This is a genomic window from Corallococcus sp. AB045, assembly GCF_003668895.1.
Taxonomy (GTDB): domain Bacteria; phylum Myxococcota; class Myxococcia; order Myxococcales; family Myxococcaceae; genus Corallococcus; species Corallococcus coralloides.
On the sequence record NZ_RAWN01000175.1, the window covers coordinates 1 to 20,202 of the forward strand.

The 20,202-nt window shown below is 70.2% G+C and carries 15 protein-coding genes; 7 read left to right on the forward strand and 8 right to left on the reverse strand.

Annotation, left to right across the window (positions count from 1 at the left end; translation table 11 throughout):
• The coding region (locus D7Y21_RS31425; RefSeq protein ID WP_147469426.1) for a GMC oxidoreductase at positions 1-1,175 on the forward strand (1,175 nt) is incomplete at its 5' end.
• A gap of 9 nt (positions 1,176-1,184) precedes the next feature.
• On the opposite strand, the gene D7Y21_RS31430 is transcribed toward D7Y21_RS31425, so the two are convergent.
• Entirely contained in the window at positions 1,185-1,625 is a 441-nt protein-coding gene (locus D7Y21_RS31430; RefSeq protein ID WP_233591415.1) for a hypothetical protein, read from the reverse strand.
• A gap of 88 nt (positions 1,626-1,713) precedes the next feature.
• Here D7Y21_RS31430 and D7Y21_RS31435 point away from each other — a divergent pair, with 88 nt between their 5' ends.
• Positions 1,714-2,148 carry a hypothetical protein gene (locus D7Y21_RS31435; protein ID WP_199735521.1) on the forward strand — a complete coding sequence of 145 codons (435 nt, stop codon included), beginning with the start codon at positions 1,714-1,716 and terminating at the stop codon, positions 2,146-2,148.
• A gap of 59 nt (positions 2,149-2,207) precedes the next feature.
• On the opposite strand, the gene D7Y21_RS31440 is transcribed toward D7Y21_RS31435, so the two are convergent.
• The 5 genes from D7Y21_RS31440 to D7Y21_RS31460 all read right to left on the reverse strand — a co-directional run bounded on the left by D7Y21_RS31440 (position 2,208) and on the right by D7Y21_RS31460 (position 11,472).
• The gene (locus tag D7Y21_RS31440) at positions 2,208-4,505 is read right to left on the reverse strand and encodes a hypothetical protein (RefSeq protein ID WP_121717527.1); all 2,298 of its coding nucleotides are present in this window, start codon (positions 4,503-4,505) and stop codon (positions 2,208-2,210) included.
• A 23-nt stretch (positions 4,506-4,528) separates the two neighbouring features.
• Positions 4,529-6,319 (reverse strand): vWA domain-containing protein, encoded by a 1,791-nt coding sequence (locus tag D7Y21_RS31445; RefSeq protein ID WP_121717529.1) that lies wholly within the window; start codon positions 6,317-6,319, stop codon positions 4,529-4,531.
• Positions 6,316-8,301: a vWA domain-containing protein gene (locus D7Y21_RS31450; protein WP_121717531.1), complete on the reverse strand. Its 1,986-nt coding sequence runs from the start codon at positions 8,299-8,301 to the stop codon at positions 6,316-6,318. The genes D7Y21_RS31445 and D7Y21_RS31450 overlap by 4 nt, the downstream gene beginning before the upstream one ends.
• Positions 8,302-8,337: 36 nt before the next feature.
• The gene (locus tag D7Y21_RS31455; RefSeq protein ID WP_120561837.1) at positions 8,338-9,663 is read right to left on the reverse strand and encodes a thrombospondin type 3 repeat-containing protein; all 1,326 of its coding nucleotides are present in this window, start codon (positions 9,661-9,663) and stop codon (positions 8,338-8,340) included.
• A 171-nt stretch (positions 9,664-9,834) separates the two neighbouring features.
• Complete coding sequence (locus tag D7Y21_RS31460; protein ID WP_120561838.1) at positions 9,835-11,472, reverse strand: calcium-binding protein; 1,638 nt, start codon at positions 11,470-11,472, stop codon at positions 9,835-9,837.
• A gap of 248 nt (positions 11,473-11,720) precedes the next feature.
• Here D7Y21_RS31460 and D7Y21_RS31465 point away from each other — a divergent pair, with 248 nt between their 5' ends.
• From D7Y21_RS31465 to D7Y21_RS31475, 3 genes are all read left to right on the forward strand, one after another.
• Positions 11,721-12,023: a hypothetical protein gene (locus D7Y21_RS31465; protein ID WP_121717532.1), complete on the forward strand. Its 303-nt coding sequence runs from the start codon at positions 11,721-11,723 to the stop codon at positions 12,021-12,023.
• Between the two features lie 99 nt (positions 12,024-12,122).
• Positions 12,123-12,653: a hypothetical protein gene (locus D7Y21_RS31470; RefSeq protein WP_147443121.1), complete on the forward strand. Its 531-nt coding sequence runs from the start codon at positions 12,123-12,125 to the stop codon at positions 12,651-12,653.
• On the forward strand, positions 12,650-13,609 hold the full coding sequence (locus D7Y21_RS31475) for a hypothetical protein (RefSeq protein WP_121717535.1): 960 nt from the start codon (positions 12,650-12,652) through the stop codon (positions 13,607-13,609). Before D7Y21_RS31470 ends, D7Y21_RS31475 begins: the two co-directional genes overlap by 4 nt.
• Before the next feature lie 565 nt (positions 13,610-14,174).
• Here D7Y21_RS31475 and D7Y21_RS42000 read toward each other — a convergent pair.
• Positions 14,175-14,630, reverse strand: a complete 456-nt coding sequence (locus tag D7Y21_RS42000; protein ID WP_158627383.1) for a hypothetical protein — start codon at positions 14,628-14,630, stop codon at positions 14,175-14,177.
• A gap of 13 nt (positions 14,631-14,643) precedes the next feature.
• Entirely contained in the window at positions 14,644-17,001 is a 2,358-nt protein-coding gene (locus D7Y21_RS31485; RefSeq protein ID WP_121717539.1) for an MtsA protein, read from the reverse strand.
• A gap of 230 nt (positions 17,002-17,231) precedes the next feature.
• Between D7Y21_RS31485 and D7Y21_RS31490 the strand changes: the two genes are divergently transcribed.
• Together D7Y21_RS31490 and D7Y21_RS31495 are read left to right on the forward strand one after the other, a co-directional pair.
• The gene (locus D7Y21_RS31490; protein ID WP_233591416.1) at positions 17,232-17,642 is read left to right on the forward strand and encodes a hypothetical protein; all 411 of its coding nucleotides are present in this window, start codon (positions 17,232-17,234) and stop codon (positions 17,640-17,642) included.
• A 39-nt stretch (positions 17,643-17,681) separates the two neighbouring features.
• Complete coding sequence (locus tag D7Y21_RS31495) at positions 17,682-20,168, forward strand: AgmX/PglI C-terminal domain-containing protein (RefSeq protein WP_120561844.1); 2,487 nt, start codon at positions 17,682-17,684, stop codon at positions 20,166-20,168.
• Positions 20,169-20,202: the final 34 nt, after the last annotated feature.

The window sequence follows — 20,202 nt, forward strand, 5'->3', positions numbered from 1 at the left end:
GCCCCTACCCGCTGCCGCCCCTGGACGTGCACCCGGTGGCGTCCGAAATCGACAAGGTGTGCGCGGCCATGGGCTGGCACGCCCTGCCCACCGCGCGCGGCATCATCAGCAAGGCCTACAAGGGCCGTTCGCCGTGCGCGTACTGCGCGCTGTGCGGCAGCTACGGCTGCGAGACGGGCGCCAAGAGCAGCACGCTCGCGAGCCTCATCCCCAACGCCATCGCCACCGGCAACGTGGAGGTGCGCCCGGGCAGCATGGCGCGCTCCATCGAAGTGGATAAGCAGGGCCGCGCGAAGAGCGTGGTGTACCTGGACAAGGACGGCGTCGCGCAGGAGCAGCCCGCGAAGATCATCATCGCCTCCGCCACCGCGGTGGAGAGCGCGCGCCTGCTGCTCAACTCCACCTCCAGCCGCTTCCCCAATGGCCTGGCCAACGGCAGCGGGCTCGTGGGTAGGAACCTCCTCTTCAGCTCCTTCGGCGGCTCGCGGGCGCACTTCCGCGTGTCCAAGCAGAAGGCGGCGCGGCCGTGGCTCACGGACCCGGCGCCCTTCGTCAACCGCAGCCTCCAGGACTTCTACCTGATGCCGGACGCGCGCCACGGCTTCCGCAAGGGCGGCACGCTGGGCTTCATGTGGGCGCACCCCAACCCCATCTACGCGGCGGTGGGACTGGCGGGCACCGGCAAGTCGGGCGTGTTCGGCAAGGAGCTGAAGGACCGCATGCGCGCGTACCGCGACTCGCGCATCCTCGAGTTCGAGGTCTACGCGGAGTTCCTCCCCACGCCCGGCACCTCCGTCACGGTGGAGTCCGAGGTGAAGGACAAGTACGGCATCCCCGTGGCCGCCATCACCCTGGACCGGCACCCGGCCGACTTCGCCGCCACGCGCTTCCTCGTGGAGCGCGGAGAAGAAGTGCTGATGCGCCTGGACCCGGACAGCGTGGAGCGCGTGGGCACGCAGGGAGAGACGACCATCCTCCAGCACGGCACCTGCCGCTTCGGCAATGACGCGGCGGCCTCCGTGCTGGACAAGCACTGCCGCGCGCACGAAGTGCCCAACCTCTACGTCGTGGACGGCAGCTTCATGCCCACCGGTGGCAGCGTGCCCTCCACGCTCACCATCGCGGCCAACAGCTTCCGCGTGGCGGACCACCTGGTGCGCACGCTCAAGGGCTGAAGCGGCGCACTACTGGAGGCGCAGCGGCGTCACGTCCACCTTCACCACGTAGCGCGCCTGCATGTCGGAGTCGAACTCCACCAGGTGGTCACCCACGCCGGTGACGTCCGCCTGCTGGGTGAAGACGCCGAACTTCTCCATCTGGTCCAACGCCGCGCGGCCCGTGGACGCCTTGCGCTGCCGTGCGCGGCAGCCCTCTTCGTGCACGCTGATGGCCGTCTCCTCGCCCGCCGCCGTCACCTCCTCCAGGTAGAAGCTCACCTTGATGGTGGACGCCTCCGGCACGCGCACCAGCACCTGCCCGCGGCCGGGGAAGCGGCCCTCGGAGTAGCTCTCCGGCCCGAGGATGCAGCCCGCGTACTCACTGCACACGGGCCAGGACGCCTTGCAGACATCCAGCACGCGCGCGCCGATGAAGTCATCCCGCGAGCCACCGCATGCGACGAGCATCAATCCCATCACCGCGCCCGCCAGTCGCGAGACATTCCGTGTTACAACACCAGACATTCTTTCAAACCTCACCGAGGAGTGGATGTCCATGCGCCTGCGCAACCTGTGGCTGCCCCTCACCATCATCGCCCTGGCGGGCTGCGGAGACGAGTCCGAGGACCTGCCGAACACGCCGCAGTTGCTCATCGACCGTACGGAGCTGAGCTTCGACACGGAGTTCTCCGCTGGGACCTACGTGGGGGCGACGACCTTCAACACGCTCTACATCGAGAACCGCGGCCTCCAGACGTTGGAGCTCAACGAGGCCTCTATCTCCGGCCCCAGCGTCTTCACCATGAAGAAGCCGGAGACCTGGCCGGAGAACGGCCCCCTGAAGCTGGAGACCTACCAGCGCGCCTTCATCGAGGTCGCCTTCAAGCCCAACGCCGCGAAGGAGTTCACCGGCACGCTCACCCTCAAGTCCAACGCCGCCAACGGCGAAACGCGCGAGCTGGCGCTCAAGGGCAAGGGCATCGCGCCGTAGTCCCGGCGGTGCCCCCGGAGGCGGCGGAGGCGTGAAGCCCCGCCGCCCGCCCGGGCCCGCTAGCGGGTGAACTGGCAACCGCCCACCCACGTGCCACCGTCCTGCGTGGGCGCCGGGCACGACGTGGGCGAGCCGCCATCCGCCGCATTGTAGCTGCGCGGGTAGTCGCCGTAGCCGGTGCGCAGCGTGTAGCCCACGGGCGTGTAGTCCGTGCGCTCGGTGGCGCTCACCGCCACCTTGAGCGTGCCGCCCTGGATGAAGCGCCGCTCCAGGCAGGAGCACGTGTAGGGCGACACCGTGACGCGCGTCGTGGTGGCCGTCTTCTCCAACTGGTACAGCGCCTGGTAGCTGCTGAGCGGCGCGCTCACGGAGGTGTGCCACGCGCGCATCGCCGTCGGGTTGTAGGCCAGCGTCAGCGCGCCGCCCGTGCTGGTGGTCGTCACCGGCATGCACCCGGTGGTGCCGCCGTCCGTGGCGGAGCCGTCGCAGAAGGTCAAATCCAGCGCCAGCCCGTGCGGCGTGCCGCCATCCGGCAGGTTGTCCACGTCCCACTGCACCAGCCACGCCGCGTCCTCGGGCGCGCTCAGCGCGGGGAGCTGGTACTCGAAGGTGTCCGTGTCGGAGGGCACCGCGTCGTAGTCCGTGGGGCCGCGCACGCCCAGGCCCGTGGCGCGGTCGTTGTTCCGCAGCCGTCCGTGGCCGTGCGTCAGCTGGCCCTTCGCCTCGAAGGTGGCGTTGCCCACCGGCAGGTTGCCCGTGCCCACGCCGCCGAGCGTCTTGGAGCGCGGCTGCTCCACGCCCCCGCTGTAGGCGTTCTCCTCATCCGTGTCCTCCGCCGCCCAGGACACCTCCAGCCGGTAGTCGCGGTCATCCGCCCAGTTGTTGCCGTCGTCCTGCACCGCGAAGTGGTACGTCACCTCCGTGCCGTGCGCGGGCACCGGCAGCGCGCCCTGGAAGTTGCTCAGGCCGGGGAAGCGCGCCGGGTCGCTCTCCTCGCGCAGCGACTGGATGCACAGCACGGCCTCCGCGTTGTTGCAGTAGGCCTGCACCAGCCCCGGCGCGTCGGGGTGCTCGCGCGTGTCGCGAGGGCACACGGTGGCGTCGCTGGTGCAGGTGGCGCGCTGCTCCGCGGTGACGGACGTGCTCACCGTGGTGAACACCAGCACCTGCCGGTCCGCCAGCTGGCCCAGCGGCAGGGGCAGCGGGTCGAAGCGCGTGGTGGTGGGCCGCTCCGTCAGCCGGTAGCGCAGCACGCTGGGCTTCGTCAGGCTCGACAGCTTCACCGCGAACCAGTCGCGGTCGCCCACGTAGCCCAGCCGACCTTCGAAGGTCGTGGACGCGCCCGGCGCCCCCAGGTTGTTCGAGTACGCGCGCGCGTAGGCGTCGTTGTCCCCGGACTGGTCGCGCGGGTCCTCCTCGTCCACCACGCGAATCTCCACCTCGTAGGGCTGGCGCAGGTCGCCCGAGGGCACGGGCTCGTTGTTGCCCCGGTAGCCCTTCACCACCAGCACCCAGGTGCCCGCCAGCTTCACCTTGCGCGCGGTGGCCATCACGCCCGGGTGCACCTTGGGCAGCACGTTGCCCTCCGACTCCTTGTCGGTGCTGCCGGGGCGCAGGAGTTCATAGGACAGGCGGTAGTTGGGCGCGAAGCCCTGGTCCGGCGCGGTGATGCGCACGTAGGCGATCTTCCCCGCCGTCAGCGGGAAGCTGAAGCGGTCCACGTCGTTGTCCGTGGCCAGGTAGCCCTGCGCGGTGCCCACCTGCACGGCCCCCTGCGCCGCGAGCGCGATGGGCGTGGGCGTGACGTCGTTGGGCTCGTTCGCGTCCGGGTTCTCCAACAGCTCCACGGTGAGCCGGTAGGGGTTGCGCGCGTCGTAGTTGGGGCGCGCGGGGTTCGTGGGCGCGTCGCGCACCACGATGATGAGCTGCGTGTCCGGCGTGCCGTACGGCAGCACGATGTCCACCGGCTTCGGGGCGCCCGCGCCGTGCTGGTCCGACTTCGCCACCAGCGAGGTGCTCTTGTCCTTCTCCAGCACGGAGACGGACAGGTTCACCGGCGTGCTGGACGCCAGGTACGTGCCGGTGACGTGCACCAGCGTGCGCGCGTTGGCGGTGGCGGGGATGCGGACGCTGTACCAGTCCTCGTCACCGGCCTTCACGTCGCCCGTGAGCGCCAGGAAGCGCTCCATGGGCACGCCGGGCTTCAGCTCGCAGTCCGCGTTCGTCAGCGCCTCCTCGCGGTTGTTGCAGAGGTCCTCCACCACGCTCGTGCCGGCGTCCGGCGTGTCGTCCCCCTCGGAGGAACAGGCGGCCAACAGGAGGAGCGCGAGCGGGAGCAGTCGGGTGCGGAGGCGCATGGGGGAATCCGGAGGCGAAGAAATCAGGGGACGGGCGAGAGGGTCGGGGCGACGCCGGGGCAGCCGTCCACGAAGTCCTCGGGGTTCACGCGGATGACACCATCCGGAGGCGACTTGATGCCGCCCACCGGGTAGCGCACGGAGTCCACGCGGAAGGTGCGCACCAGCGTGCGCGCGGTGGGGTCGTCCGCGGGCAGCATGGACACGGAGAGGTAGATGTCGTTGTAGCCCGCGCCGCGCTGCACGGTGCCGGCGTCCACGCCCCCGTCCACGCCGCCGTCGGCGATCATGGCGATGGTGGGCGCCAGCAGCACGTTGTCCACGCGGAAGCGGTAGCACTGGCGGCCCTGGTCATCCACCGGGCCGTCCGCCTCCATGCTGTAGCGGTACGCGTCCGAGGCCAGGTTGGCGGTGTCCACCTGCAGGGGGCGCATGTGCATGCGCGCCTCGCTGCGGTTGGTGAGCCCGTCCGTGTCCGGGTCCTCATCCATGTCGCTGCTGGAGCCCTGCGTGCCGCCCCGCCACTCCATGCCGTCCGGCACGCCGTCGCCGTCGCTGTCCTGGAGCGTGGCGTTCGTGCCGATGAACTGCTCGTCGCAGTCCAGCAGGCCGTCGCAGTCGGTGTCCACGCCGCGCAGCGCGGGCGGACAGCCCTTGTCCAGACCGCCGCCGTCCGGCTGCACTTCCTGGGTGGGGTCGAACTGCACGCCACGGTCGCGGAAGTACACCTCCACGCCGTCGCTGAAGCCGTCGCCGTCCGTGTCGCGCAGGTTGGGGTTCGTGCCCAGCTCGTACTCGCGCGCGTCGGTGAGGCCGTCACCGTCCGTGTCCGCCTCATCCAGCGGGCTGCCCGGGGGCGCGGAGAAGTTGGAGGCCACGAAGTCCTTCACGATGAAGGCGCGGCGCACCTGGCCGAACTGGAAGTTGAGGAAGTTGATGGGCTCGTTGTTGCGGAAGTCGCGGAAGTTGCCGCCGCCCAGCGTGGCCATCTTCTCCAGGCGGTCCGCGTTCTGGTTGATGATGAGCAGCGGGCAGCCGCCGTCGCCAAAGCCGCCGTCCTCCGCCACCAGGTCGCACACGGACGGCACGGGCTGGACGGGGTTGAAGACGTGCACGGTGTTGAAGCGCACGTCCTCCACCAGGTCGCGCAGCTGGCGGATGCGCACCACCGCGTCGCCGCGGATGAGCTCGTCGTCCTGGTTGTTGGTGGGCTTGCCGTCCGACAGGAAGATGACCGAGTAGCGCGCCTGGGCCAGCGCGTCGCTCCCGCTGGGCTGCTGCCGCGCCCGCGCGATGTCCGTGTTGATGAGCGAGTAGATGTCCGACAGCGGCTTGACGAAGTCCGTCGAGTCCCGGTTCGGCGACGTGTCCGTGTTGCGGAAGGTGAGCAGCTTCTCCGTGAGGATGGCCTTCGCGGTGGCGTCCAGCCGCGACACCTGCACGAAGCCGTCCTCCGCCGGCGGCCCGGGGTCCTGCGTGAGGAACGCCGTCGTGCTGCCCGCGAAGAGCATCACCGCGATGGAGACCTCGTCGTCCTGCGGGAGGTTCTCGATGAGGTCCACCAGCGCCGTGGCGCGCACACCGTCCGGGTCGCTCACGCGCATGGACTGGCTGGCGTCCATGGCGACGATGATCTTGATGGGCCGGATGACCTCATTGGCGCCCAGCGTGCAGAAGCGCCCGTCCAGCGCCACGGCCCGGTCCGCGGGCACCTCCGTGTCGCGGCGCGGGTCGTAGAGGTACGAATCCGAACAGGCCACCACCACGGCGAACCCCACCAGGGTGAGCGCCAACCAACGTCCCGCGTGGCTCACGGCGACGCGCCTCCCTGCGACGGCGACACGCCGACGCAACTGCCCTGGGTCCTCCAGGGGTCCACCAATTGATCCGGCCGGCGGAAGTCACTGTCCTCCATGGCCAGGTCCGACCCCAGCGGCACGCGCACGCTGGGCGGCGCGTACTGCGCCCACGCGCACGCGGTGCGCCAGACGCCGTAGTCCGTGGACACGCCGCTCTCCGGCGCCTCCGCGAACCACACCTTGAACAGGTTGTAGCCCTGCTTCACACCGGAGCGGTCCGGCGGTGTCACCAGCTGGAGGTTGGACACGGTGAAGTCGTAGCAGACGCCGTCCGTGTCGGTGCCGCCCGGGACCTTCTTCACCTCGTACTGGATGCCGTACTTGTCGTGGAAGGGCCGGTCGCGCCGGGTGGGGTCGCTGCCAGCCTTCAACTCCTCGTCGTCCGGGATGCCGTCGCCGTCCGTGTCCAGGCCGGACACGCTCGACTGGAGCGGGTTGAGGCCGTACTTCGCCTCCAGCCCGTCCGGCGCGCCGTCGCCGTCGCTGTCCACGATGCCCTGGCGCGTCTTGAGGTAGTCCTCGGCGAACTGCGACAGCCCGTCACCGTCCGTGTCCCGGCAGGTGCAGCCGGGCGTCAGCGGGGACTGCGGGTTGCAGCCGCGCGCGTCCAGGTCGTTGCCCGCCTTGAAGCCCTGGTCCTGGCGCCGGTACTCGAAGCCGTCGCTCAGGCAGTCCCCGTCACTGTCGATGGTGAAGGGGTTCGTCTTGAGCGTGAAGCTGTTGTCCAACGAGTCCGGGACGCCGTCGCCGTCGCTGTCCAGCACGCGGCCGTCATCCCCTGGCGCGGAGCTCAGGGGCTCCACCATCAAGGTCTTCATCACGTTGGGCGACGCGAAGGAGGAGTAGTCCAACGCGCCCAGGCCCAGCTCGGAGATTTCGGCCGTGTCGCTGAACTCCTGGTACACGCCGTTGCCCATCTCCGCGAAGCGCTTGAGCAGGAAGGAGGCGATCTTCTTCGCCGCGGCCGGGTACTGCGCCTCCGGGACGCCCGGGTAGGTGCCGTAGATGTCCTGGCAGATGGGGCCGCAGGCGCGCACGGCCTCCTCGTTGAAGAGCAGCACCGTGTGCATGCGCACGTCGCCCACGTTGTACTGCGTCTTCAGCTCCATCAGCCGGCGCACGTAGCTGAAGAGCTGGTAGTTCTGGTTGCGGTCCGTGCCCACCTCGAAGCCGGTGATGGCGTCGGTGGTGCTGGTGGCGTTGCAGAAGCTGGAGATGGAGTCGCGCCAGGTGAGGTCCGGCGTGTCCGGCCCCGCGTAGACGGACAGGGCGTCGTTGGCGGAGCAGCGCGGGTACGGCGTGCCGTCCGTGAGGAACACGACGACGTAGCGCGTGCGCGGCAACAGCTCCGGCGTGGACTGGGACACCGCCTCGATGTCGCTGGCGATGAGGCTGTACGCGTAGCTGAGCGCGCCCTGGTAGTCCGTGCCCTTGCCCAGCTGCGACTGCAGGCCCTCGATGTAGCCGTTGATGTTGCCCGGCGGCGCGAAGCGGTCCCCCGTGGAGGCCGGCGGCCAGGTGTTCTTCACGTTCGTTTCGAACGGGGCAATGGCGATGCTGATGTTGCCCTGGCCCGCGGCGTTGATGCGCCGGAAGCCATTCACCACGTTCTTCAGGGCGCGCACGCGCGCGGGCTCCGTCACGCCCGGCGGGATGATGGCCTGCACCTCCGCGCGCTCGCAGAAGCCGCTGCCCTCCTGCGAGCCCGGCGGATCCGACACACACATGCTGCCGGACTCGTCCACGACGAGCACCACCTTCACCGGGAAGCCGGTGGGGTTCGCCGGGCGCGTGCACACCCGGCCGGTGAGCGTCAGCCGGTCATCCAGCTGGGACTGCTCCTGGGCGCGCGGCTCCAGGAGCGTGTCTGAACAGGACAGCACACCCAGGACCAGGAGGCCGGTCGCAAGAAACGGAACGACGAGCAGACGGCGCATGCGATGCGGACCTCCTGGCACGGGGAACATCCTTGGTTACGCCTTCTTGCGGCGGCGCAGGAGCAGGCCGAGCACGCCGGCACCCAGGGCCGCGGCGCTGCCGCCCGCGGGCAGCGAGGTGCAGCCACCGCCGTCGGAGTCCTGCTCGCCCACCTTCACGAAGAGGCTGGACACGGAGGCGCGCTCATTGGGGAACACGCGGTCCGCGAAGGCCAGGCGCGTGGACACCTGCAGTTCGTACTCGCCTTCCTTGTCCGGGTTGAAGTTGGGCACGCTGCCGTCCACGTACTGGTACTCCCAGTGGCGGCTGTAGGTGACGGCGCCCTTGGGGTTCTCCACCACCGCGGTGGAGCCGGAGGGACGCTTCACCACCGTCCACGTGTACTCGATGGCCGCGCCGTTGCGGTTGGCGAACAGGGGCGGGCGCACCGCCATGCCCGTCTTCTCCACGCTGATGCTGCCGCCGGTGCCCACGCTGAAGGGCGACTTCGGGTCGAGGCAGTCGTTGGGGTTGTCCTTGTTGAGCACCACGCAGTAGCGCGTGTCGCACGCGTCACCCAGGCCGTCGCCGTCGTCATCCGCCTGGTCGCGGTTGGCCACCGCGGGGCAGTTGTCCACGGTGTTGAGCACGGAGTCGTTGTCGATGTCCGGATCGCACTTGTCGCCGATGCCGTCCGCGTCCGTGTCCTTCTGGTCCGGGTTGGACAGGCCGGGGCAGTTGTCCAGGTTGTCGGAGACGTTGTCGCCGTCCGCGTCCACGCGGCACAGGCTCACGTCCGCCGGCAGCGCCTGGTCGTCGTTCGCGATGAGCGGGCAGTTGTCCTCGCCGTCCGGCCAGAGGTCGTTGTCATCGTTGTCGTCGCAGACGTCGCCGATGCCATCCTTGTCGTTGTCCGCCTGGTTGGCGTTGGGGATGGTGGGGCAGTTGTCGACGGTATCCAGGACCTTGTCGCCGTCGTCGTCGTCGTCACACGCGTCGCCAATGCCGTCGCCGTCGCCGTCCAGCTGGTTGGCGTTGGACACCGCGGGGCAGTTGTCACAGGCGGTGCCGACGCCGTCCCTGTCCGCCGTGTCGTCCTGGTCGCGGTTGGACGAGAACGGGCAGTTGTCCTTGTCGTCCGCCTTGCCGTCGCCGTCCGCGTCGTCCGTGTACGACAGCGTCTTGCCGTCGTCCGTGTACGCCACCCAGACGGAACAGCCGCAGCCGCAACCGCAGCCGCCGCCCTCCTCCTTGGGCCTGCCGCACTCATCTCCGAGGCACTCCGGGTTGTCCGGGTTCTGCTCCTGGGCCTGCACGGTGCGGGGGCTCAGCACCAGGAAGGCTCCGAGCGCCAACATGGGGGCAATGCGACCGATAGTCATGGTGACTCCTTTCACAACCCCTGCCCCTAGCAAGAGGCGATCCCGCGTCTGTAGGAGTTTCAGGGTGAGGAACTTCAAGGGGTTGCGCGTTCGAAAGAGCCTGCTACAGGAAGGGTGTGGGGGGGACACCCCATTCAGACTGTGGGGAACACCCCACGCCAGCGGGCCGGCTCAGTTGCTCACGATGAAGTCGTCGGAGACGAGGGGAACCATCCCGGCGGGGGTGCGGCCCGTGTCGGGGTCGTACTGGATTTCCTGGATGAAGAGCGAACCCACACCGGCGCCGCGCGGATCATTGTCCCGGCCCACCTGGAGGTAGAGGTAGACCTCGTTGGTGCCGGCGGAGATCACCTCGCCGGGAATCAGCGGGTGGGGGCGCTCCAGGGTGGGGACCAGGGAGACGTTCTCCACGCGGGTGCGGTAGCAGGCGCGGTCGTTGGTGGCGGTGGGGGGCAGCGGGACGATGGAGTAGCCGTAGCCGCGCTCACGGTGGAAGTCGAGGTCGGCGCTGAGCGGGTCGCCGTGGGCCTCCACCTCCGCCACGTTGGAGATGCCGTCGCGGTCGGTGTCGAGCAGGTCCTCGGCGATGAGCGGGTTCGTCTGGGACAGGGCCTCCACCAGGTCCGGCAGGCCGTCACCGTCGGTGTCGCCCACGCAGGGGTCGCTGCCCAGCACGCGCTCCTCGCAGTCGTTGAGCCGGTCGCCGTCCGTGTCCTGCACCACGCTGCAGCCGTTGATGATGTCCACGGCGAGCGGGTCCAGGCCCATGCGCAGCTCCACGCCGTCCATGAGCCCGTCCTGGTCGGTGTCGGGGACGGTGGGGTCCAGGCCCATGGCGCGCTCGTCGTCGTCCGCCACGCCGTCACCGTCGCTGTCGATGAGCATCTGGCCGTTGCGCACCTGCACGTTGCGGTTGAAGGCGAGGAAGCGCTTGAGCTTGAGCGAGTTGTCCAGCGCGCCGTAGTCCAGCCGCGCGAGCGCGTTGGGCAGGCCCTGCCAGTCGGTCTCCACGGGCGCGCTGCCGCCCGCGTTGGCGATGGCGGCCACCTGCAACCGCGTGACGGGGTCGGGCGTGGCATCGCGGACGTAGATGGGCTGGACGCTGACGTCGCCCGCGCCCAGCTGCTCCACCAGGCCCTTGAGCTCGCCCACCACGGCGGTCAGTTCGCACTGGCTGCACGAAGCGTTGCACCGGGCCTGGTCTTCCGGGGTCGCGTTGCAGCCGGCGGCCTGGGCCAGCGCGGTGCAGCGGCTGTCGATGCCGATGTTGAAGGCCGGGTTGTCACAGCTCACGTCGGAGCTGCGGATGACGGGCGCGACCACGTAGCGCGAGCGCGCGACCTCCCCCTTGCAGGAGGACTGCATCTCGCCGGACATCAGGCTCTTGGACAGCCGCAGCGCGGAGCGGATGCTGATGGGGCCATCCTGCTGGTAGCTGGCATAGCGCGGCAGGACGGTCTGGAAGGAGGCGGCGTCCGTGAAGCTGCCTTGCAGGCCGGTGGCCACCGAGTGGAAGGCCACGAGCCCGAAGCGCACCTGCGGGCCGGTGAAGCGCGAGGTGAGCGTGGTGAGCCCGTCCACCGCGGAGCCCACCACCTCCGGCTCCACGCCCGTGCCGCCCTGGAGCGCGAAGACGACCTTCACGGGGAACGCGTCGCCGGTGGCCTCGGGGACGCAGAGGTCTCCCTCGAAGTTGGCGCGGTCCCGTGTGCCGCCCGCGCGGTCATCAATCGAATAGAGCCCCGCGTCGGTGCACGACAGCCACAACGTTGGAAGCAGGAGCCAGGCGACCCGGGGGGAGGAACGCATTCGTTGGATTGTAGACCTCAGCCCCCCCTTCCAACGCAAGCGACCCGAGTGCCGGATCCACGTGAAGCCCCTGACACCGCTCCCGCCTTTTCGCGCCGGCGGAGAAAAGCTCGCCGCCAACCAGGCTGGAATGTCCACATCCCGCCTGGAATCAGCCCTCAACAGAATCCTGGTCTTACCGGGATGGTTCCGATTTCGGGGAGGGGAAAGACATTGCCCGTGCTGTCCAATCCCCAAGGAGCAAGACCATGAAGAAGACGCACATGAAGCTGGGCGGGACCGTGGCGATGTTCGTGCTGGCGCTGGGTGCGACGGGCGCGATGGCTCACAACCGCGAGGTGAAGAGCCACGATCCGCGCATGGCGGTGTCGATGGAGGAGGTCGTGCTGGTGTCGAAGACGGGCTCCCTGGCCGGTGGCTCGGGCAGCGGCAACGGCAACTGCGGCATCCTCAGCAACATCCTGGGTGGCGGCAACATCCTGGGCAACACCACGGGCAACCTGCTGGGCATCTTCATCGGTGGCGGCAGCATCTCCGGCAACTGCAACTGACGCCGGCTGACGTCCCAACCCCCTGAAACGAAGTAGCGGTCCATTCAAGACGGACCCGACGCCGGAGGTGCCCCCTCCGGCGCTCGGTCTGGAGCCCCCATGCGACACACGTTGACTCCCCGGCACGGGTTGTTGACCGGCCTGGCCGTGCTGCACCTGCTGATGGTGGCCCGTGGCGCGCTGCACGTGCCCTTGCTCCCGCTGACGGACACCACGAGGCCCTGGGCCCAGGCCTATGGACATTGGACGGGGTCGAGCAGTGGCTTCAGCTTCTTCGCCCCCGGGGTGAGCCCGGCGGTGCGTGTCTCCTTCGACCTGGAAGGTGCGTCCGGCGAACCGCTGCATGACGACTTCCGGTCCGACAATGGCGCCGTGAACGTGCGCATCCATTCCATGAACCTGCGCTTCAACCTGGAGGAGAGCCGGGACGCGCTGGCCCGCGCGTGGGCGGCGGCGATGTTCGGCCGGCACCCGGACGCGCGCTCCGTCACGGTGCGCGTGGAGTCGCTCCAACTGCCCGGCATGGAGGCGCACCTCCAGGGGGCACGCCCCCTCTGGACGGAGGCCTACCGCGCGGAGTTCCAGCGGCGCGTGCCCGCGGCCGTGTCCACGGGGGAGGTGACGCCATGAGCGCCCAGACCTGGAGGTCCGCGGTGGGGGCCAGGCTGGCGGCGTTCGTCGGCGAGCCTTCTTCTCCGCAGCCGTTGGGCGTGTTCCGCATCGGCGTGGCGGCGCTGCTGCTCATCCAGGCGTGGAGCCTGTCGGAGAGCCTGCCGGAGCTGTTGGGCAACCAGGGCTGGGTGCCCTGGAGCGTCTCCGAGGTGATGGCGTCCCCGTCCGTGCCCCGGGTGGGCTCGGTGGTGGCCGCGCTGGCGCCGCTGGGCTTCTCGCAGGCGGCCATCATCCAGGGCCTGACGTTCGTCTATGTGGTGGCGCTACTGGGGCTCCTGCTGGGCCTGCACACGCGGCTGTCGGCGGTGGTGGCGTGGATCCTCCACACGGTGCTGCTCAACAGCATCAGCTTCTTCTCCTACGGCGTGGAGACCTTCGCGCACATCAGTCTGTTCTATTGCGCGGTGATGCCGGTGGGCACGGCGTACTCCCTGGACGTGCGGGCGGGGAGGCTGTCCGGCGCGCCGTCCGCGCTGGCGACGCTGTCGCTGCGCGTGTTGCAGGTGCACCTGTGTCTCATCTACCTGACCACGGGCCTGGAGAAGCTGCTGGGGCCCGTGTGGCGGAACGGAACTGCGCTCTGGGAGGTGCTGATGCAGCCGCAGTACGGCCAGTTCGACTTCGCGTGGCTCGCGGTGGTGCCGTGGCTGGTCAAGCTGGCCACGTGGGGCACGCTGGTGGTGGAGGTGGGCTACGCGTTCTGCGTCTGGCCCCGGCGCACGCGGGGGCTCTGGGTGGCGCTGACGCTGGGCCTGCACCTGGGCATCGCGGTGATGATGGGGCTGTGGATGTTCAGCGGGATGATGGCCGTGCTCACGTTCGCGGCGTTCGGGTGGCCGCTGCTCTCCGAGGCGCTGGCCACCCGGGTCCGCGCCGCGGTGCTGATGCCCTTCCACTCCAATCCCGCGCGTTAGGGCGTGGGTGACGGCTCCCGAGCAGTGCCGTCAGCGGGAGGAGCTTCTGACTCGGGAGCCGGGACACGCGTCACGCGCAGCCTCGGCTTCGCGATGTTGGCGGCATCCAGTGCGTGGACGGACAGTTCCACGTCGACACAATCAGGTCCGGGCTGCCCGGTCGCGGACTGGGGGAAGAGCGGGACGACTACATCCCGCCCGTACCATTGGCCTGGCTCGAGGAGGAGGATGTCCTCTTCCCGGCGCGGTGGCGTCCGGACGTCGACGACGAGGAACGGCAGGGGCTGCCCGCTGGCACAGTCCAGGACCCGCTCCACGGTCAGCGTGTGGCTCTCAATGAGACGCCGGTCCAGACACAGGCTTCCACTTGAGGTCCCCAGCAACAGGCGCCCTGACAGGGTCTGTCCGTCGAAGCCTGCGTGCTGGAACTCCACCCGCGCGGACGCCGGTTCATGTTTCGGGCAGGTGGCGGCCTGAGCGTCGGCACCGGGCCTCGCACGGGAGAAGGGGCCCCCCTGGCATGCACTCAGTCCCATGAGGCTGAGGGTCAGGAGCATCGAGCGTGTCATTCGCACCGGAGATCTCCATCATCGCCAGGAACCCCAAGGCCCTGCCGATGCTTCCAGCCGCAGGCATGGGCCAGTTCATGCACCATCGCCTGGGCACGGCATTCGCGCGATGAGGGCTCCTCGCACCAGTTCACCTCGTGGACCGGATTCTGGCAGCCCGCATCCGGCGGCCTCCACACATACCCCAGCGGGGTAACGCCGGTGCCCTTCCGGAGCGCGCACTCCTTCTTCACATCCGCGCCACAGTTGATCTTCGCGCCGCCGCACTGGAGGCTGACGCACTCCCGCAGGCATTCGTCCGTGATGCTCCTTGCGGCGGCACGGCACTCCTCGATGGTCGGAAGCTCACGACATGCGGAATGCATCAGTGTGCCAGGAGCTTGAGCCGCGGCACACGCCCAGTGCAGGGTGGCGACGCAGATGAAGAGCGCCCAGGAGGAGAGCCGACGCATTCGCTCACTCTACTTACAGAGTGAGCAGGTATGCGAGCAGGTCGTCGCGCTCCTCGGCGGTGAGTTCCTGCGCGGCGCCGTGGTTCAGGCCTGGAGTCTCCAGCAGCGTGCGCAGCGGGAAGCGCGAGCCCACCACGAGCCGGTCCTCCTGCACCGCGTAGCCCGCCGTGGCGCTCGTCAGGAGGGGCCACACGTCCCAGGTGCCCACCAGTGAGGGCGGCGCCGCTCCCGTCACCAGTTGCTGCTGATCCAGCCGCAGCGGTAGCGCGATGGGCGTGCCGACGTCCTGGTACTGGCCCCGCGTCGAGGGGTCCTGGTCCAGCGTGAAGAGGGGCGCGGGATGGCAGGCCAGACACCGGGCCTTCCCTTCGAACAATGCCAGGCCCTTCACCGGATGGCCGGTCCTGCCGTCCGGCAGCGTGACGGTCTCCAGCGGCGCGCCGTCCTCTCCTCGGTAGGGGTTGGGCGCGGTGGGCAGCAGCGAGGTGTAGAGCGCCAGCGCCTCCACCTCCGACGGCGACGGATCCGGGTTGTGGTAGCGGTTACGCCCACCCACCGTCTCCGCCGTCTCCGCGAGGCTGCGCGTGCTCGCGGGCGTGAAGTAGGGCGGCGTGTCCCGGCTGCCCAGGGCCGTCGTGGACCGGTAGATGCGCATGGGGCGCGTCTTTTCGAAGAAGACGCCGCCGGTGTGCCCTTCGATGTGGCACGCGTCGCAGCTCATGCCCGTGCGCCCCACGTCGGCGAAGTAGAGCACCTGCCCCAGCCGGCGCTGCTCGCGCGAGCGCACGTCCACCACCGGCCACTGCCGCGTCACGCGCGCCCTGCCCGCCCGCGCCTCGCTCACGTCCACCACCGCCACCGTGCCCGTGAAGCGGTTGAGCACGTAGAGCGTGCGTCCGTCCGGGGACAGCGCCAGCGAGCGCGGCCCGGAGTGCAGCTCCAGCCCCGCCCTGCCCTTCGTGCCCAGGTCCTCCACGGGGCGGATCCACGGAGTGCCCTCCGGCGCGGGCACGGGCAGCGTCTGGAGCACCGCCTCGCGCGCGGCCGCGTCGCCCTTCACCAGCGCCTTCGCGTCCAGCACCCGCACCTGGCCCAGGCCCACGTCCGCCGCGTAGAGCAGCCCGGCGCGGTCATCCAGCGCCAGCCCCTCCGTCACGCCCGCGCCGAAGCCCCGGTGCCGCACCACCTCCTGCCGGTCCAGGTCCAGCACCGCGACGCCGCTGTTCGCGCTCACCTCCATGCGCTGGGCGTTGGGCCCCACGTTCGGCCCCAGGCTCGACATGAAGAGGCGCTTCAGGCGGTCGCTCGCGACCAGGGCTCGCGGCGCCTTGCCACCCATCACCTGCGCGGAGAAGGCCTCCGTGGTGCCTCCGATGATGGGGACGCCGGGCTTCGGCACCACCGGCGCCAGCTCCCGGCCGTCGTCCTGGCGCAGCAGCACCACCTGCCCCGTCTGGAGGCTGCCCACCGCGAGCAGTCCGTTCCACCGCGCCATCGCGCGCGGGTTCGGATCCACGGCCGCGCTCCACTTCTCCCGGCCATCCTCCAGCGCGAGCGCGTGCACCGTGTCGCGGTGGTGCTCGGCGACGAAGGCCACGCCCTTCGCCCCATCCACCTCCAGGCCCCACACACCCGGGGGCGCGGGGACGACCCGGGCCTTCCGCTCCGGCGCGTCCAGCGCGTACAGCCAGAGCTCCGCGCCGTACTGGTGGGCCACGCCCAACCAGGGATGGCCGCTGGCGTCCTTCCAGGTCGCCAGCGCGGACGGCCCGTCCCCCACCGCCATCGCCTCCACGCGGCCGGACTCCACGTCCAGCGCGAACACCGTGTCCGTGGGCGGCGACGCGACGAAGAGCGTGCGCCCGTCCGGGGACAGCGCCATCGCCATCAGGTCCGGGAAGGCCGCGTCGTTGACCAGGGTGAGCCGCGCGGTGCCCGTGGGCCGGGGACCGGTCGCGGCGAGCGACAGCTGCACGTCCGTCTGGAAGGTGCCCTCGGGGAGCTTGAGGTCGGGGGGGAGCCTCGCGTAGCCATGGCGCGAGTCCACCACCGTGAGCGGCACCTCCCGCGACAGGGGCGCGCCGAGCACCAGCCGCAGGCCCGGCACCAGGTTCTCTCCGTAGAGGGCGAGCGGCTGCGAGGTCTGGTTGCTGGTCAGCTTCGGGCCCACCGCCTGGAGGATGGGGCGCGGTTCAGCGGGAGCGGCGGACGGCGCTGGCGCGGGCGTTGGCGCGGGGCTGCTCGGGGGCTTCAATACGAAGACCCCGAGGCCCAGGAGCACCAGGGCTCCGAGCACGGCCGCGATCCATCCCCGATTGCGAGTGACACCTATCACGCGTGGGCATGCCTCCCGCGCGCGAGCATCCTCCATCCGCCCACCGTGTCACGATGACTTCGTGCCACGTCTGCTCGCATGCTGGGGAGGCGCCGCTCGGAGGGAACCCCACGGGACGTTTCCAGCGTACCGGCACGAAGAAGGACGAGTCGTGGAGAGTCCGCCCCAGGTGAGGTGGACTGCCCCCCACACCTGATCGCCACAGGCCATGCCATGGGGCTGGAGTGTGCGTTGACAGGTCGGGGCTCGCATCGCTTAACCTGTTGATGATGCGACGTTTCCTCCTCTTCTGTGCCGTCGCCAGCGTGCTCGGCTTCGGTCCCCTCTCCCCCGCGAACGATGCCTGGGCCCAGGGGCGTGCACGCGCCTCCAAGACGAAGGCCGCGAAGGCACCCAAGGCCAAGAAGGGCTCGAGCAAGGCGCCCCCGCGCATCGAGACGAAGTCGAGCACCGCCGTCACGGACCCTGTGACGGGGGATGCCTCGGCCGCCGCGTCGTCCGCGCCGCCGCAGCGCGGCCCGTCGCGCATCGACTTCGACGACCGGCTCATCCAGGGCCAGACGAACAAGTCCGGCGCCGTGTACCTGTATGACCGCAAGGAATTGAAGACGCGGTCGATGCTCCGCGAGCGCGACAGCTTCCGCTCGGAGACGCTCGCCACCGTCTACGATCAGTAGGGCCGTACCGCCCATCACCCCTCGAAGGGAGCGTCACCGTTGAGCGGCCAGCCCAGCGTCCTGCAAGTCGTCATCCTCCGCGACGGCCTCCTGGTGGGGACGGAGGTCTTCGTCCCCGGCACCTACGCGCTCGGCTCCGATGCGTCGTCGGACCTGCGGCTGGACGACGCGTCCGTGTCGCCGCGCCATGCGTTGCTGTACTTCCAGAACGGCCGCACCGCGATCCAGGACGCGGGCGGCGGCGCCAGCGGCGTCTTCGTCAACGGGCACCAGGTCACCGCCTGTGAGATCCGCTCCGTGGACGAGGTGCTGTGCGGTCCGTTCGTCCTGAAGACGCGGATCCTCAACCAGCGTCCCGTCGAGTCCAAGCCGCAGCCGCCGCCCGAGGTCGCCGCGCTCCTCGGAGGTGCGGGGGCTCCGCCCGCCGCGCCCCTGAACGGAGGCAACGGGGCGACGCACGCGTTCGGGCCCGCGAATGGCTTCGCGCCTCAGCACGCCGCGCAGCAACAGGCTCAGCAGGCCGCGCTCGCCCAACAGCAGGCGCAACAAGCCGCCTACGCGCAGCAGCAGGCCGCGCTGGCGCAACAGCAGGCGCAGCAGGCCGCCTACGCCCAGCAGCAGGCTCAGCGAGCCGCGCAGGCCCAGCAGGCCGCACACGCGCAGCAACAAGCCGCGCTCGCGCAGCAGCAGGCCCAGCAGGCCGCCTACGCCCAGCAGCAGGCTCAGCAGGCCGCGCTGGCACAACAGCAGGCGCAGCAAGCCGCGTACGCACAACAGCAGGCGCAGCAAGCCGCGTACGCACAGCAGCAGGCTCAGCAGGCCACGCTGGCACAACAGCAGGCGCAGCAGGCCGCGTACGCACAGCAGCAGGCCGCTCTCGCGCAGCAACAGGCCCAGCAGGCCGCTCTCGCGCAGCAACAGGCCCAGCAGGCCGCGAAGGCGGCTCACGCGCAACAGGCCGCGCACGCTCAGCCCGCGGCGTCGAAGCCGGCTCCCGCTCCCGCCGTTCCCGCGGGCACCGTCCCCTCCGCGCGGCGCCGTCCTCCGTCGGAGGTCATGCCCAGCCTGCTCGCAGTGGACGACCTGCTCGCGGACCTGGACACGGACGTCGCCGCGCCCACCTCCGGCCCCCTCGTCCTCGACAAGGCCCCGGCCAGCCGCCCCACGCACGCGCCGAAGATCGGCCCGGGCAAGGGCGCGGCCCAGCTCTACCTGGAGCTGTACTGGGGCGCCGTGCGCCGCGACGCGCGCCGCTTCGTCCCGGACGCGAAGAAGCCCGTGAAGGCCGCCGTGGACGAGCTGGCCCCCATGCCGCTGTGGGGCTTCACCCTCCCGGAAGGTGACGACTTCACCCTCGCCGAGTCCGTCAACGGCAACTACCGCCTCTTCGTGCCCCCCGGCACAGACGTGGAGAAGGCGCACAGCGACGGCCACTTCGCCCCCGTCACCACCGCCGCGCTCGAGTCCGACGGCAGCCGCCGCTTCGTCACCCTGCGCGATGGCGCCGCCGCCCGCCTCACCCAGGGCAAGATGTCGCTCGTCGCCTACGCGGCCCCCGCCCCCGAGCGCATCTTCGTCAACCCGCTCAAGGGCCTGCCCTGGCTCACCCTCTTCTTCCTCGCCATCTTCGGCGGCGGCCTGGGCTGGTTCATCGCCACCCGGCCACAAGGCCCCGCGACCGCGGACTTCACCCAGAAGAACCTGCCGCCCGTCGCGCTGCGCCTCATCGCCCCCGAGCCCAAGAAGAAGGAAGAGGCCAAGAAGAAGCTCGAGACCCTCAAGAAGAAGGAGCCCGCGAAGGAGAAGCCCGTCGTCGCGGAGAAGGCTCCTCCCAAGCCCGTGAAGGAAGTGCAGGTCCCCAAGGCCGTGGCCGCCGCGCCGGAGAGCAAGGCGCTCAAGGCGCTCGCGAAGCTGTCCGCCGCGGGCCCCGCCACCAACGACCTGCTGGCCGCCGTGGACAAGCTGGGCAGCGGCCCGGGCAGCAAGAACGCCAAGCAGACCAACTACAAACTCGCGGGCCTCATCGGCAAGGCGCCCATCGCCAACGCGGGCCTGGGCACCTTCGGCCTGGGCGGCGGCGGCAAGGGCGGCGGCGCCACCCTGGGCGCGGAGCTGCTGCGCGGCAAGGGCGGCGGCGGCATTGGCGCGCTGGGCGCGGGCGGCGTGGGCAAGGGCGCGGTGGGCGGCACCGTCACGCGCGCCACCGCGCGCAGCATCTCCTCCACCCAGGGCACCGTGGACCGCGAAGCCGTGGCCAAGGTCATCAACAGCCACCTCAATGAGGTGCACGGCTGCTACGAGCGCGCGCTGCTCAAGGACCCCGGCCTCGCCGGCAAGGTGGTGCTGGAGTGGGCCATCGGGCTCAACGGCCGCGTCGCCTCCGCCAAGACGAAGTCCTCCACCCTCCGCAACGCCTCCGTCGAGGCGTGCATCCTCAGCAGCCTGAAGGGCTGGCAGTTCCCAGCTCCCAAGGGCGGCCAAGTCATCATCACGTATCCGTTCCTCTTCAACTCGGTCGGCTACTGACGCGGGGGCGCTCCCCCCACCCCACGTCGTCCCC

Coding starts and splice junctions, on each gene's coding strand:
- D7Y21_RS31430 (WP_233591415.1), bottom strand. CDS start 1,625: ATGCTCGTCGCATGCGGTGGCTCGCGGGATGACTTCATCGGCGCGCGC.
- D7Y21_RS31435 (WP_199735521.1), top strand. CDS start 1,714: ATGCGCCTGCGCAACCTGTGGCTGCCCCTCACCATCATCGCCCTGGCG.
- D7Y21_RS31440 (WP_121717527.1), bottom strand. CDS start 4,505: ATGCGCCTCCGCACCCGACTGCTCCCGCTCGCGCTCCTCCTGTTGGCC.
- D7Y21_RS31450 (WP_121717531.1), bottom strand. CDS start 8,301: ATGCGCCGTCTGCTCGTCGTTCCGTTTCTTGCGACCGGCCTCCTGGTC.
- D7Y21_RS31455 (WP_120561837.1), bottom strand. CDS start 9,663: ATGACTATCGGTCGCATTGCCCCCATGTTGGCGCTCGGAGCCTTCCTG.
- D7Y21_RS31460 (WP_120561838.1), bottom strand. CDS start 11,472: ATGCGTTCCTCCCCCCGGGTCGCCTGGCTCCTGCTTCCAACGTTGTGG.
- D7Y21_RS31465 (WP_121717532.1), top strand. CDS start 11,721: ATGAAGAAGACGCACATGAAGCTGGGCGGGACCGTGGCGATGTTCGTG.
- D7Y21_RS31470 (WP_147443121.1), top strand. CDS start 12,123: ATGCGACACACGTTGACTCCCCGGCACGGGTTGTTGACCGGCCTGGCC.
- D7Y21_RS31475 (WP_121717535.1), top strand. CDS start 12,650: ATGAGCGCCCAGACCTGGAGGTCCGCGGTGGGGGCCAGGCTGGCGGCG.
- D7Y21_RS42000 (WP_158627383.1), bottom strand. CDS start 14,630: ATGCGTCGGCTCTCCTCCTGGGCGCTCTTCATCTGCGTCGCCACCCTG.
- D7Y21_RS31485 (WP_121717539.1), bottom strand. CDS start 17,001: ATGGAGGATGCTCGCGCGCGGGAGGCATGCCCACGCGTGATAGGTGTC.
- D7Y21_RS31490 (WP_233591416.1), top strand. CDS start 17,232: ATGATGCGACGTTTCCTCCTCTTCTGTGCCGTCGCCAGCGTGCTCGGC.